This is a genomic window from Paenibacillus odorifer (assembly GCF_000758725.1).
GTDB classification, from domain to species: Bacteria; Bacillota; Bacilli; order Paenibacillales; family Paenibacillaceae; genus Paenibacillus_AQ; species Paenibacillus_AQ odorifer.
Map to the genome: position 1 here is coordinate 2,039,514 of NZ_CP009428.1, position 12,770 is coordinate 2,052,283.

General features: G+C 44.1%; 14 protein-coding genes. 9 read left to right on the plus strand and 5 right to left on the minus strand.

Going from position 1 to position 12,770, the window contains the following annotated elements; all coding sequences use genetic code 11:
• Positions 1–31: 31 nt before the first annotated feature.
• Positions 32–676 (minus strand): methyltransferase domain-containing protein, encoded by a 645-nt coding sequence (locus tag PODO_RS08505; protein WP_051491334.1) that lies wholly within the window; start codon positions 674–676, stop codon positions 32–34.
• A gap of 200 nt (positions 677–876) precedes the next feature.
• Here PODO_RS08505 and PODO_RS08510 point away from each other — a divergent pair, with 200 nt between their 5' ends.
• Positions 877–1,365, plus strand: coding sequence for a hypothetical protein (locus PODO_RS08510; RefSeq protein WP_038569581.1), 489 nt, complete (start codon positions 877–879; stop codon positions 1,363–1,365).
• 102 nt (positions 1,366–1,467) lie between these two features.
• On the opposite strand, the gene PODO_RS30485 is transcribed toward PODO_RS08510, so the two are convergent.
• Together PODO_RS30485 and PODO_RS08525 are read right to left on the minus strand one after the other, a co-directional pair.
• A protein-coding gene (locus PODO_RS30485; RefSeq protein WP_155288107.1) for an IS3 family transposase occupies positions 1,468–3,026 on the minus strand; the annotation gives its coding sequence in 2 pieces (ribosomal slippage) (positions 1,468–2,393 and positions 2,393–3,026; 1,560 coding nt in all).
• Positions 3,027–3,828: 802 nt separating this feature from the next.
• A complete protein-coding gene (locus PODO_RS08525) occupies positions 3,829–4,290 on the minus strand; it encodes a hypothetical protein (RefSeq protein WP_051491333.1) in 462 nt (153 codons plus the stop codon).
• Positions 4,291–4,460: 170 nt separating this feature from the next.
• Here PODO_RS08525 and PODO_RS08530 point away from each other — a divergent pair, with 170 nt between their 5' ends.
• Positions 4,461–4,844, plus strand: a complete 384-nt coding sequence (locus PODO_RS08530) for a DUF423 domain-containing protein (RefSeq protein ID WP_036684358.1) — start codon at positions 4,461–4,463, stop codon at positions 4,842–4,844.
• A gap of 75 nt (positions 4,845–4,919) precedes the next feature.
• Here PODO_RS08530 and PODO_RS08535 read toward each other — a convergent pair whose 3' ends face one another.
• On the minus strand, positions 4,920–5,447 hold the full coding sequence (locus tag PODO_RS08535) for a hypothetical protein (protein ID WP_036684355.1): 528 nt from the start codon (positions 5,445–5,447) through the stop codon (positions 4,920–4,922).
• Between the two features lie 214 nt (positions 5,448–5,661).
• Here PODO_RS08535 and PODO_RS08540 point away from each other — a divergent pair, with 214 nt between their 5' ends.
• The 7 genes from PODO_RS08540 to sufB all read left to right on the plus strand — a co-directional run bounded on the left by PODO_RS08540 (position 5,662) and on the right by sufB (position 12,119).
• A complete protein-coding gene (locus tag PODO_RS08540; RefSeq protein WP_038569585.1) occupies positions 5,662–5,964 on the plus strand; it encodes a YunC family protein in 303 nt (100 codons plus the stop codon).
• A 239-nt stretch (positions 5,965–6,203) separates the two neighbouring features.
• Positions 6,204–6,665, plus strand: coding sequence for a Dps family protein (locus tag PODO_RS08545; protein ID WP_036684350.1), 462 nt, complete (start codon positions 6,204–6,206; stop codon positions 6,663–6,665).
• A 280-nt stretch (positions 6,666–6,945) separates the two neighbouring features.
• A complete protein-coding gene (gene sufC, locus PODO_RS08550) occupies positions 6,946–7,728 on the plus strand; it encodes a Fe-S cluster assembly ATPase SufC (protein ID WP_036684347.1) in 783 nt (260 codons plus the stop codon).
• Between the two features lie 26 nt (positions 7,729–7,754).
• Positions 7,755–9,056 carry a Fe-S cluster assembly protein SufD gene (gene sufD, locus PODO_RS08555; protein WP_038569587.1) on the plus strand — a complete coding sequence of 434 codons (1,302 nt, stop codon included), beginning with the start codon at positions 7,755–7,757 and terminating at the stop codon, positions 9,054–9,056.
• Positions 9,053–10,279, plus strand: a complete 1,227-nt coding sequence (locus tag PODO_RS08560; protein ID WP_036684342.1) for a cysteine desulfurase — start codon at positions 9,053–9,055, stop codon at positions 10,277–10,279. Before sufD ends, PODO_RS08560 begins: the two co-directional genes overlap by 4 nt.
• Entirely contained in the window at positions 10,266–10,697 is a 432-nt protein-coding gene (gene sufU, locus PODO_RS08565) for a Fe-S cluster assembly sulfur transfer protein SufU (RefSeq protein ID WP_036684339.1), read from the plus strand. Before PODO_RS08560 ends, sufU begins: the two co-directional genes overlap by 14 nt.
• Before the next feature lie 24 nt (positions 10,698–10,721).
• Positions 10,722–12,119 (plus strand): Fe-S cluster assembly protein SufB, encoded by a 1,398-nt coding sequence (gene sufB, locus PODO_RS08570; protein WP_036684335.1) that lies wholly within the window; start codon positions 10,722–10,724, stop codon positions 12,117–12,119.
• Positions 12,120–12,264: 145 nt separating this feature from the next.
• Here the strand turns inward: sufB and PODO_RS08575 are convergent, their stop codons facing one another.
• Complete coding sequence (locus tag PODO_RS08575; RefSeq protein ID WP_036684106.1) at positions 12,265–12,705, minus strand: hypothetical protein; 441 nt, start codon at positions 12,703–12,705, stop codon at positions 12,265–12,267.
• Between the last annotated feature and the right edge of the window lie 65 nt (positions 12,706–12,770).

Sequence of the window (12,770 nt, forward strand, 5' to 3'; positions counted from 1 at the left end):
AATGGGTATTAGTGTATGTCCCATCTTAAAATTATAGAAAAAAATGTCTGTTTTGTGATTTAAGTCTTCGTTCGACAAGAACATGAGGTTCAGGATAATGGCTTCTGCTCATCAGCTCTAACTCCTGATCGTTGATATTGTGCTTGACTACGACAAAATGGTACATGATTTCATGCACTACATTTGCTTGAAGGGTCTTTAGTATTTCTAGTTCTTCAGTTTCGTAAAGCGGATCTTCATAAGGATGCTGATAGAATAACTCCATCCGCAGCAACCGATAATCGAAGGGTGGTGCGGGTACAGGGTAGTCTGGAATAGCTGGGCAAACTGGACCGGATGGAGGCTGGAAGAAGGATCCTGTAAAATGCCGGGGGGTATATTCGTCAAACTTCTGCTTGAAGGCAGGGTTGGACATATGGGCAAAGCTGTGGGCATAGGGTGCTAGGATGCAAACAACTGCTTTATGGATGCTAATTCTGTGAATTTCCGACAGGGCTGCGAATAAATTGTCCACATAAGGCAGTACACGGCTAGCCATAACAAACTCAGCACTATTGTCAGGGAGAGGAATCTCTTGGCAAATGTCACAGACAATATCTACATCAGGACCCGCGATCCGATCGATCCCGAGATAACCTGCTTCCTTATTAGATCCACAGCCGATATCGATTCTCAAGGGGCTCACTCCTTTGGGATAAATCAGGCTCACACTATTGTATTAATACCGCTGTAGCCTGCATCCGACGGATGCCTAATAGAAGCTGGAAGTTATCTAAAATTACTTCATATGAAACTTTCATAGAGTGGTTAACGTTATAGGAGTATACTTATGAAGATGACTTTGAAAATAATCGCCACATAGAGGAGGCACTCAACATGAAAAAACAACGTTCATTACCCGCCATAGCAGCGATTGCTGCCTTAACATTTGCCTTAACCGCTTGCGGTGGGAATAATTCGGCACAGACTTCAGGAGAACCGACTGCAACACCTTCTCCAACACCAACCGAGAGCGCAAGCACTGCTGAGCCTACAGAAGCTCCAAGCACTCCCGTACCCACTGAGAACCCAAGTACAGCCACACCAACCGAAAATCCGAGCACAGCTAAACCTAGTTCTACTCCAAAAGCTGAAGGTAAAACAATAAAAATGACGGCCGTTTATATCGGACAAATTGATAGTCATTCCGTTGAGATTGCGACAAAAGAAGGTCCAACCGCTTTTGAGATTTCAGCTGGAATGGAGAGCATACTTGACACTTTGAATTCGAATGATTCCGTAGTTATTGAATATGTGGAAAAAGCAGTGGAGGGCGATCCGTCCGTCAAGCAGCGTGTGCTGACAAAGCTGGCTCTAGCAAAATAATTGAATGTATTGATTTGCAAATTAATAGAGGGTGTCTCAGCAATCATATAGTGGTTGTGAACTGCACCCCGTCAAGTAGACAGCACAAAAAATAAAAGTAGTTTAAGCGGCCTTAGTCCTAAATTCAATGGGACTGAGGCCGTTTAGTTTTGCCTGTAACCGTTCGTTTTTATAAAAGTGAATGTAGGTATCAATATCTGTTTGGAGTTCTTCAAAGGTCTGGTAGGTATGTAAGTAGTACTTCTCACATTTCAATGTTCCCCAGAAGGATTCCATCGGCGAATTGTCAATGCAGCAGCCTACTCGGGACATGCTTTGCTTCAGTTCTGCATCGTCCAGCATCTTCTTAAAATGCAGAGAGGTATACTGGAAACCACGGTCGCTATGGAGTAAGGTTCGGCTCTCCGGTGCTGCCTGCAAAGCTAATTCCAGTGTGTTAAAAACTAGCGAATTATTATTGGAATGACCCAGAACGTAAGCAACAATGGACTTGTCATACAGATCTTTTATTGCACTTAAATACGCCTTCTTGCCGTTGCCGTATTTGAATTCCGTTACATCCGTTACCCATTTTTGGTTTGGAGCTTCAGCCTCAAAATTACGGTTCAGCACATTCTCTGCAACCTGCTGAGGCGTGGAGCCTACATACTTCTTTCTCTTTCTGCGGATGACTGACTGGATACCTTGGCATCTCATCAGCCGGTACACTCGCTTTGCGTTAATAGATTTATCCATTTGTCTGCGCAAATGCAGGGTCAATTGGCGATACCCAAAGGTTCGTTCCACCTTCTCATACAAGAGGAGCATGGCCTCTGTCAGTTTCTCGTTGTCAGCCTCTCGAAAACTGGGTTTGCGATTCAACCATTTGTAATAACTTGACCGTGAAATCCCTGCGATGTCACACAAAAGCCGAATGGAGCAAGACTGTTCCTGCTGAACAGCCTGAATGGCCAGGTAGATATTCACCTGGCGAATGGTTCTTAACGCCTCCTCTTTTCGAGTTCCTCTAACTTTTTTAGAAAAGCATTCTCCGCACGCAGGCGTGCATTCTCGTATTCCAGCTTTTGCATCGCGAGTTTGTGGCGATCTGCTTCCGTAAGTTCTTCAGGCGCTTTGGTGCGTCCTCTACCGTCTCGTAATGCCTCTTCACCACCTGCTTCGTACTTCTTTACCCAGCTATATACTTGTTGGTAAGACACGTGAAAATGGCTTGCCGCCTTCGCATAGTCTTCTCCGTTCGAAAGGCAGTACAGCACGATATTTATCCGTTCCTGCCAAGTGGTTACGCGTCCTTTGGTCATAGCTTTAGTTCCTCCTGAATGAGCTGTTAAGCTGTTGCTATGACCATTATACTTCCTAATCCAGTTGGCGAGTTGGGTTGCACTTGCAATCTTATACTTGCAGATGATTTGGTTTTGCGACAATCCTCCCTCGAGATAATCCTTAACGGCATAGAGTTTAAGTTCTGCAGAATACGTACGATTGTAGCTTCGGACTTCCAGCCCTTCGTATCCATACAATTGATAACGTTGCCGCCACTTCACTATAGAGTTTTTGGATATTCCATACTTCCGGGCCGCAGCTTTCAAACCAATGTCGCCCCGTTCAATTTCTTGGAGAATCGTTAACTTTTCCAGTGCTGTATACTTTTTTTGTTCCATAAAAATGCTCCCCATACAGCGACAGGTTTTTATTATTTCACCTGTCTACTATATGGGGAGCATATCAGTTGCTGGGACACCCTCGTATTTTTTAAGTATAGTTCTTGCTCAAAACACTAAACTTTGTTTGGTCGATCACAGTACGCATACCTAGCTGCATCACTATGGATCTAGCAGCACCACTATGGATCTAGCAGCCCCACTAACGGAACTGGTAGCCCCTATATTGGACTCAGCATCATCGGACCCAGCGGCCCTTATACGCAGCTTTTTCCGATATTTGAATTACTATCGGACCCCATCGCAGCTATTGCCATAAAAAGAGCCCAATATGAACCTTTTTCGATGCAATAGCGTCACTGGGGTCTGAAACTGTGCTCCAAAGGCGTAAAAAACGTAAATAACGTCATCTGAGTCCGTGAGCGGATGAGGGATAGGATTCAGCATTATCGGATTCAGCATTATCGGATTCAGCATTATCGGACTCAGCATCATCGGACCCAGCGGCCCTTATACGCAGCTTTTTCCGATATTTGAATTACTATCGGACCCTATCGCAGCTATTGCCATGAAAAGCGCCCAATAGGATCCTTTTTCGATGCAATAGCGTCACTGGGGTCCGAAACTCTGCTCCAAAGGGCGAAAATTCGTAAATAACGTCATCTGAGTCCGCAAGCCGCGGATGACGATGAGGACTCCCCGATGCAGATTTTAGCTTCATACATAAAATGAGGGTATCCCCACAACAGCTCAAAGTTGTTGGGATACCCTTTTTAATGAAGTTAGCATGTTTAAAAGAAGCTTAAAGCGTTCCTGCATTGACTAGAAAGGTTGTAATAAGCAGCATAAAGAGTAAGATAATAACACCATTGACTATCGTGCCAATAATGCCAAACACCTTGCGCCGTTTCCGAATGGAAAGCCCAATGATGCCGATGACTACACCGATTACATTAAGAGCAGCCAGAATAATAACCGTTAATCCTAGAAGCATTATGAATTGCGAGGACTGGCTTAATAGTTCGGAATTCTCATTAACCAATGAAGAAGACTTCATTATAATAGAGATAAAGATGGCTGCGTAGCCGATGATCGACACGAGACAGATAATGAATGAAGCAATACCAGGTCCAGAATGTTGAAGATCATGTTCTACTTTTTGATGCGTAGACGATAAATCAGCGCTTGGGTAATCCGGATGAGGGCTGGGATTTCCTACCTCTGCCGCAGGTACGTCTGATTTTGACAGAGAATTTAAGTCCATGGTTTGCACTCCTTGAGAGATTAGAATGAAAATGTTGTTAATATCCACTTTTTCATATTGATGCTAAAAAAGCAACCCCTGAATGAGGCAAATTAAAAAATGACTGCTGGAAATAGGAGCTGGCATTACGTTATGATAGAATGAGTCTAAAATTAAGGGGGTGTAATCATTTGCAACGGAAATTTATGGCCTGGGGGGCTGTGCTAGCAATGCTGGCAGTAGGAATTGGTGCTTTCGGTGCCCATCTACTAAAACCAGTTATCAGTGAAGACTATATGAAGGTATATGAGACTGGCGTGCAGTATCACTTGGTACATGCGCTGGGGGTAATTCTCATCGCACTGGCTGTGGGCCAATGGGGCGAAAGTGCCCGATTACGTTGGGCGGGTCGATTGTTAATTGCAGGTACCATTTTGTTCTCTGGCAGTTTGTATGTTCTGAGTATCTCCGGAATTAAGGTGCTAGGAGCGATTACACCTATCGGTGGGGTATGCTTTATAATTGGCTGGTTATGCCTTGCGATAGAAGGATTTTCACGTAAAACGTCGTCTTAGTTGTTAGGAAAAGAAAGACCAATAAGCACCTATTCCCAAAGAGGGAGGGTGCTTATTTGCTTGTAACGCATGCGCTTACAGAAACTCGTCGATTTCATTTAGATTAAAGCTGTACACCTGCTTCTCATCCACATGGTAGACACTTATAGAGTTGGCTGCTTCATCAAAGTTTAAAATACGACAGGGCATGGACACTTGTTTCCCGTACCGGTTCGCTCGTAAACGTACCAATTGATTATTCTGAATATACTGACGAATCTTCCCGTATGCATCAGCTGGCGTTTCAATTGCCGTTTGCTGTGCAGGCGTTTCTGCCTGTTTTTTTATCGGTGTATCCAGCTGCTTCTTTGTGGATTTTGGAGGCAGCTTTAATGAAATGGGAGGAGCAGAGTTTTGATTCAAAGCTAGTTTAGCGGAGCGTAGCAAGCTGTCAATGGTTCTCCCTAATTCAAGACCGGAGTTAATGTTGAAATCTGTGATATGGTCATTATTGTTCAACATTTCGAGCAGAAATTGCAGTGCAAGCGGGTTGGTACGGGCATTAATCAGGATGTCGACGTTAAATAAATAATTGCCGTCTGTGCGTTGTAGTTTCTCGTCCATAAATCCCCCAGCTTTTCGTTTAGAACATCTCTGAATGGTTACAGGAATGTAATTAACTATAACATTAAACATGCAATATTCATATACCCAGGACTACTGGAATAGGGACTATTATACTGCATTTTATACTAGGCATAGGACTACCGTCAGCACACCCACAGGAAAATTAGCATACATATACAACGTGGATAGTGAAAAAAAGGAGGTGCTGCTATTGGTTACTATGGAGCCTATTACAGTAGGTGAACATACGCTGATCGGGGTAGAGGTTAAGCTTCCCAAAACTACACTGCTCTCCATCAGCACGAACCGAGGTTATATTATGTGCGGTGCACTGGATGTCGGTCTCCTTAATGAAACCCTTAGTGATCGGCATATCATCGCGGCTCGTGCGGTGGGTGTACGGACACTTGCCCAGCTTCTAGCTGCTCCATTGGAGTCTGTAACGATAGAAGCAGAGAGACTTGGCATCGTACCAGGTATGACGGGTGCGGAAGCGTTACTTCTTATGGTCTGACCGGAAAATTTAACAATTCCAAACAAACGGGGCTTAAGCCCTTTTTGTTTGTGTGCAAGTATTCACATTTGAGCATAATCGGGTGTGTCTTTGCTCATGCTAGTTTAAGTAAAGGTGTTATGGAAGGCTTCTCCTTGTTTCGTATTAAAGGTAAAAGGGTAAATTAAGAATAGACAAGTTACTACCGGACGAAGGAAATAGTAACCGGTAAATATAATGGATAAGGTAGGGATCATCTCATGGCTAAAGCATCGAATAAAGTAAATACAACTTCACTGGAACAGATCATGAATCGTCAGGTTGCTAACTTAAATGTCCTGTACGTAAAAATTCATAACTTTCATTGGTACGTCAAAGGAGAACAGTTTTTCTCCCTTCATGTGAAATTTGAGGAATTATATAATGAAGTAACCCTTCACATGGATGAAGTAGCAGAACGCTTGCTAACCATCAAAGGCAGTCCGGCAGCAACATTGAAAGAATATTTGGAATTAGCTACAATTCAAGAAGCTACAGGTAAGGAAGATACACGGGGAATGGTTCAGTCTCTGATTGAAGACTTCGCCACCATCTCTGAAGAGCTGACAGAAGGCATCGAGCTTGCCGAAGAAACCAAGGATCAGCCAACCTCAGATATGTTCATTAAAATCCGTAGTGATCTGGAGAAACACCAATGGATGCTACGTTCATTTCTTAGCTAATCATTAAGCAGTTTGAATAAGACTTCCTGCGGGAAGTCTTATTTTTGCGTTAGTCTTATACTTAATGAAAATCTTCTCTGAGTCACAAGTGATTAGCTAAAGAGAAATTTGTAAAAAAACAAGGTTTGATATAAAATTAGTGAGAATCATTGATAATCATTGTGATTCAATTTATAATAATTATAATGTGATAGAAAATCTAATTGTGCTGGGAATCAGGATTATCCTGTTTCAATACAACTTTTGATTTCGCAAATCGATCAATGGAGGGAATAATATTATGGCAGCAGAATTTGTCATTGAGGGTCTTAAAGCGACGATTGAGGGAAAAGAAATTTTGAAGGGGATTAACCTTCAAATGAAAGGTGGCGAAATTCACGCCATCATGGGACCAAACGGTACAGGTAAAAGTACTTTGGCTTCGGCGCTAATGGGTCATCCTAAATACGAAGTAACTGATGGAACTGCAACTCTTGATGGTGAAGATCTTCTGGAGATGGCTGTTGATGAACGCGCACGTGCAGGTCTTTTCCTTGCAATGCAATATCCAAGCGAAATCTCTGGAGTAACTAACTCCGACTTCTTGCGTTCTGCCATTAATTCCCGTCGTGAAGAGGGAAGCGAAATCTCGTTGATTCGTTTTATTCGCCAAATGGAAGCAAAGATGAAAGAACTAGATATGAACCCTGAGTTTTTACACCGTTACTTGAACGAAGGCTTCTCCGGTGGTGAGAAGAAACGTAATGAAATTCTACAAATGATGATGCTGGATCCAAAAATCGTGATCTTGGACGAAATTGACTCCGGTCTTGATATTGATGCTTTGAAAATTGTAGCTGAAGGCGTAAACTCCATGCGGAGCGAAGAACGCGGCTTCTTAGTTATTACCCACTATCAACGTCTTTTGAACTACATCAAACCTGATTATGTTCACGTTATGATGCAAGGTAGAATCGTGAAATCCGGTGGTCCAGAGCTTGCACAGCGTCTGGAAGCAGAGGGTTATGAATGGATTAAAGAAGAACTTGGAATTGAAGATGAAACTGTAGGGCAAGAAGCGTAAGAAACGCCAGGAAGGAGGAGACCACTATGACGACACAGACCATTCTTCCGGTGGATGCCGAACGCTTGAGCGAATTATCGCACAGCAGCGGCGAACCGGGTTGGCTGAAAGAAAGCCGCTTGAAGGCACTAGAATTGGCAGCTACTCTGACACTGCCTAAATTAGAGAAGACACGGATTGATCGTTGGAATGTCAATAATTATGGTAGCTATAAAGCAAGTGAACCTTTTGCTTCGCTAAGTGATGCACCTGCATCTATTTCTTCCTTGATCAAGGATCAGGAGGAAGGCAGCCTGATTATTCAACGCAACTCTGGTGCAGTATATACACGTATCGCTCCTGAGCTTGCAGAACAGGGTGTTATTTTTACAGATCTACAGACAGCTGTTAAAGAACACGGAGATTTGGTTCAACGTTACCTGCATAAAGCCATTCAGCCAGACGAGCATTCTATCGCAGCGCTTCATGCTGCATTGTGGAATGGTGGAGTATTCCTCTATGTTCCTAAGAATGTTGTTATTGAAACTCCGCTTCAAGCAGTGCTGTTAACGGATGATGCGGCAGCTACTTTTGTTCCACACATTCTGGTCGTAGCTGATACTAACAGTTCCGTAACCTATGTAGACAACTACGTATCGGATAAAGAAGAAGCTGGACTACACAATGGTGCGGTAGAGGTATTCGTGGGCGCTGGCGCTAAAGTTCGTTATGCTACAGTGCATCAGCTTGGTGTAGATACTACAGATGTAACTTATCGCCGGGCTGTTGTTGAGAATGACGGAGTCATCGAATGGATCGTTGGTGAGATGAACTACGGAGATACTGCGAGTGATACCAAGTCTGTGCTTAAAGGCAACGGTTCTAGCTCCGACGCTAAAGTAATTGCAGTAGGTACGGGATCACAGAAACTGAATTACACCACTCAAGCTCAGCATTTTGGCAAAAGCACACCAAGTGATATGATCACTCGTGCAGTTATGCGTGATTCTGCTACTTCTATCATCAACGGAATCACCAAGATTGAGAAAGGTGCTACTAGAGCGGATGGCCAGCAAACGGAAAAAGTATTGATGCTGAGTCCAAAAGCCCGTGGTGACGCCAATCCGATCCTGCTTATTGATGAAGATGATGTTACAGCCGGCCATGCCGCTTCCGTAGGACAGGTCAATCACGAGCAAGTCTTTTACCTAATGTCCCGCGGAATTACACGGCATGATGCAGAGACTCTGATCATCTACGGCTTCTTGGCTCCTGTTGTGTCACAAATTCCACTGGAGGGACTGCGCAATCAGCTCCAATCTCTTGTGGAAAGGAAGTTAGTTCAATGATTAGCAACGCCATCCGGGAGCAATTTCCCATACTGAACCAAAATGTGAACGGACATCCACTAGTCTATCTGGACAGTGCTGCTACTTCACAGAAGCCTCGGAAAGTGATTGAGGCGGTCAAGTCGTATTATGAGTGGGATAACGCCAACGTACACCGTGGCGTCCATACTTTAGGCAGCCGAGCAACCGATGCCTACGAGGGAGCCCGGGAGAAGCTAGCTAAGTTTATTAACGCCCGCAGCACTAAAGAAATTATCTTTACACGCGGAACGACTACAGCATTAAATATTGTGGCCTCTTCTTACGGACCCTCTGCTGTGGGTGAAGGCGACGAAATCGTCATCACATTAATGGAGCATCATAGTAATCTGATTCCATGGCAGCAGCTCGCTAAGAAGACAGGTGCTACATTAAAATATATACCGTTGCAACCTGATGGAACGGTTACGTTGGAAGCTGCCGAGCAGACGATTACGGATAAAACCAAGATCGTTGCTATCGCTTATGTATCCAACGTTATGGGAGTAACTCATCCTATTAAAGAGCTTGCGGCTATTGCTCATCGTCATGGTGCAGTAATTGTCGTAGATGGTGCACAAAGCACACCACATATGAAGGTCGATGTGCAGGATCTGGATTGTGATTTCTATGCACTATCTGGTCATAAAATGCTTGCACCAACCGGAATTGGCGCTTTGTATGGCAAGAGAGCACTTCTCGAAGCCATGGAGCCCGTCGAATTCGGTGGCGAGATGATTGATGATGTGGGTCTTTATGAATCCACATGGAAAGAACTGCCTTGGAAGTTTGAAGGCGGTACGCCGATCATAGCTGGTGCTGTTGGTTTAGGTGCAGCCATTGATTTCTTACAAGAAATCGGATTGGATGAGATACACCGCCATGAGAAAGCTCTTGCAGCGTATGCAGAGCAACGTCTGTCAGAGATCGAGGGTCTGAACATTTATGGTCCTCGGAATCGTGAAGTCGGCGTTGTCACCTTTAATCTGGGTGACGTTCACCCGCATGATGTCGCTACAGTGCTAGATGCGGAAGGTATTGCCATCCGCGCTGGTCATCACTGCTGTCAGCCGCTGATGCGCTGGCTGGAAGCCAGCTCTACAGCACGTGCAAGCTTTTATCTGTATAATACTGAGCAGGATGTAGATCGACTGGTGGACGCTTTAATCAAGACAAAGGAGTACTTCAGCTATGAACTTGGATGACTTATACAGACGCGTAATTATGGATCATTATAAAAGTCCTCGAAATCGCGGTTCATTTGAAGATGATGCTCTAAAAATTGAACTGAATAACCCAACCTGTGGTGACCGTATTACTCTTCAGCTTAAGGTAGAGGATGGAATCGTAAAGGATGCCCGTTATAATGGTGAAGGCTGTTCGATCAGTATGTCGTCGGCTTCGATGATGACTGAGGCGATCAAAGGACAAACGGTTGAACGTGCGCTTGAACTGGCCGATAACTTCTCCTTACTGATGAAGGGTGAAGACGTGGATTTTGGAGATTACGAAGACATTGAAGCCCTTTCGGGTGTGAATAAATTCCCTGCACGGATCAAATGCGCAACACTGGCTTGGAACGCACTTCGTAAAGGAATTGACGAAGAAGAGCAACATAAATAACAGTAGAACAAGGAGGCTGACACCATGGCTAAGAAAGCGCCTGATATGGAAGAATACCAGTACGGGTTCCGTGATGAGCATAAGTCGATATTCCAGTCTGGTAAAGGTTTGACGGCCGAAATTGTTAAAGAAATTTCAGCGATCAAAAATGAACCACAGTGGATGCTTGACTTCCGCTTGAAATCTTTGGAGCAGTTCCGTAAAATGCCAATGCCTACATGGGGCGGCAATATGGATGATTTGGACTTCGAGGATATTCAATATTATGTAAGACCTTCAGAGAAGCAAGGGAAGACTTGGGAAGAAGTTCCTTCCGAAATCAAAGAAACCTTTGACAAGCTGGGGATTCCGGAAGCGGAACAGAAGTTCCTCGCCGGCGTATCGGCACAATATGAATCTGAGGTAGTCTATCACAGCATGCAGAAGAGCCTTGAAGATCAAGGGGTTATTTTTACAGATACCGACACTGCATTGCGTGAGCACCCAGAGCTTCTGAAAAAATATTTCGGGACGATCATCCCTCCAACCGATAATAAGTTTGCCGCACTTAACAGTGCAGTTTGGTCAGGCGGCAGCTTCATCTATGTTCCTAAAGGTGTGAAATGTGAAGTTCCTTTGCAGGCTTACTTCCGTATTAACTCCGAGAACATGGGACAATTCGAACGTACTTTGATCCTTGCTGATGAAGACAGCTTCGTGCACTACGTAGAAGGATGTACTGCTCCAATCTATAGCACGAACTCTCTGCACAGTGCGGTTGTTGAAATCTTGTGTATGAAGAACGCCCGCGTTCGTTATACCACAATCCAGAACTGGGCTCCAAACATCTACAACCTCGTTACCAAACGTGCGGTTGCAGAAGAGAATGCTACCATGGAATGGGTCGATGGTAACATCGGTTCCAAGCTGACCATGAAATATCCTGCGGTTGTTCTTAAAGGACGTGGTGCTAAAGGTTCAGTACTATCCATCGCGGTAGCAGGTAAAGACCAGCATCAGGATGCGGGTGCCAAGATGATCCATTTGGCTCCAGATACAACATCCACCATTGTATCGAAATCCATCAGTAAACATGGCGGTAAAGTAACTTACCGTGGTCTAGCTTCCTTCGGCCGTCAAGCAGAAGGTGCGAAATCGAACATTAAATGTGATACGCTGATTTTGGATAATGAGTCCACTTCGGATACTATTCCTTACAATGAAATCATGAACGATAACATCGTTCTTGAACATGAAGCAACCGTGTCTAAAGTTTCTGAGGAGCAACTGTTCTACCTGATGAGCCGTGGCCTCACAGAAGCTGAAGCGACTCAAATGATCATCATGGGCTTCATCGAGCCGTTCACAAAAGAACTGCCGATGGAATATGCGGTCGAAATGAACCGTCTGATCAAGTTCGAGATGGAAGGTTCAATCGGTTAATAAGAGCGCTTATGAATGGAGGCCCGTCCTCCTAACGTTTATATTTCTTCAAAGCATCCGTAGATATTTTTCTGCGGATGCTTTTTTATGGGCACAATTGAAAAAATCCCCGAATGCTCCGGGGACTTACCTTTAATATTTTCAACTATCCATTTCCGGCAACGGCAATTCCACTGAAGGATCTGGCTCCCAGAGATGCCGTTCTAATCGCTGATGCTACAATGGTGTATTGGATCTGGCCAGTAAGCACATCGGTCGAAGGCGGATAGTCGACAGCGGTGATTCCAACCATTTCATATTGGGTCGTTGTATTATTAATGTTTCCGGGGTAGGTTGTACTGAAAATTAATACATTATTGCGGTAAATACTAAAAGTAACATCATTCTGAACTATAATGCTGACATCAACACTAAGTCTGGCAAAAGCATTCAATGTGACTCTCACTAAGCCTGCATTGGCAGGGGTAACATTTACTGTCTGAAGTCCAATGTCACCGAAAACTGCACCTGAACGAACCAAATTAAGACTTTGTGCATCCATAGTACTGCCCTGTGAAATCCGCATATCAAGAAACTGTATACTCATCCTATTCACCTAACCTCTCATTGTAGATTTTATATTTTATGAGAGAAAGAATAGAATGGCACCAA

Bases quoted from the DNA above. Each gene is read 5' to 3' on its own strand.
- PODO_RS08510 (WP_038569581.1), top strand. From the start codon at position 877: ATGAAAAAACAACGTTCATTACCCGCCATAGCAGCGATTGCTGCCTTA.
- PODO_RS08525 (WP_051491333.1), bottom strand. From the start codon at position 4,290: ATGGACTTAAATTCTCTGTCAAAATCAGACGTACCTGCGGCAGAGGTA.
- PODO_RS08535 (WP_036684355.1), bottom strand. From the start codon at position 5,447: ATGGACGAGAAACTACAACGCACAGACGGCAATTATTTATTTAACGTC.
- PODO_RS08545 (WP_036684350.1), top strand. From the start codon at position 6,204: ATGGCTAAAGCATCGAATAAAGTAAATACAACTTCACTGGAACAGATC.
- sufC (WP_036684347.1), top strand. From the start codon at position 6,946: ATGGCAGCAGAATTTGTCATTGAGGGTCTTAAAGCGACGATTGAGGGA.
- sufD (WP_038569587.1), top strand. From the start codon at position 7,755: ATGACGACACAGACCATTCTTCCGGTGGATGCCGAACGCTTGAGCGAA.
- PODO_RS08560 (WP_036684342.1), top strand. From the start codon at position 9,053: ATGATTAGCAACGCCATCCGGGAGCAATTTCCCATACTGAACCAAAAT.
- sufU (WP_036684339.1), top strand. From the start codon at position 10,266: ATGAACTTGGATGACTTATACAGACGCGTAATTATGGATCATTATAAA.
- sufB (WP_036684335.1), top strand. From the start codon at position 10,722: ATGGCTAAGAAAGCGCCTGATATGGAAGAATACCAGTACGGGTTCCGT.
- PODO_RS08575 (WP_036684106.1), bottom strand. From the start codon at position 12,705: ATGAGTATACAGTTTCTTGATATGCGGATTTCACAGGGCAGTACTATG.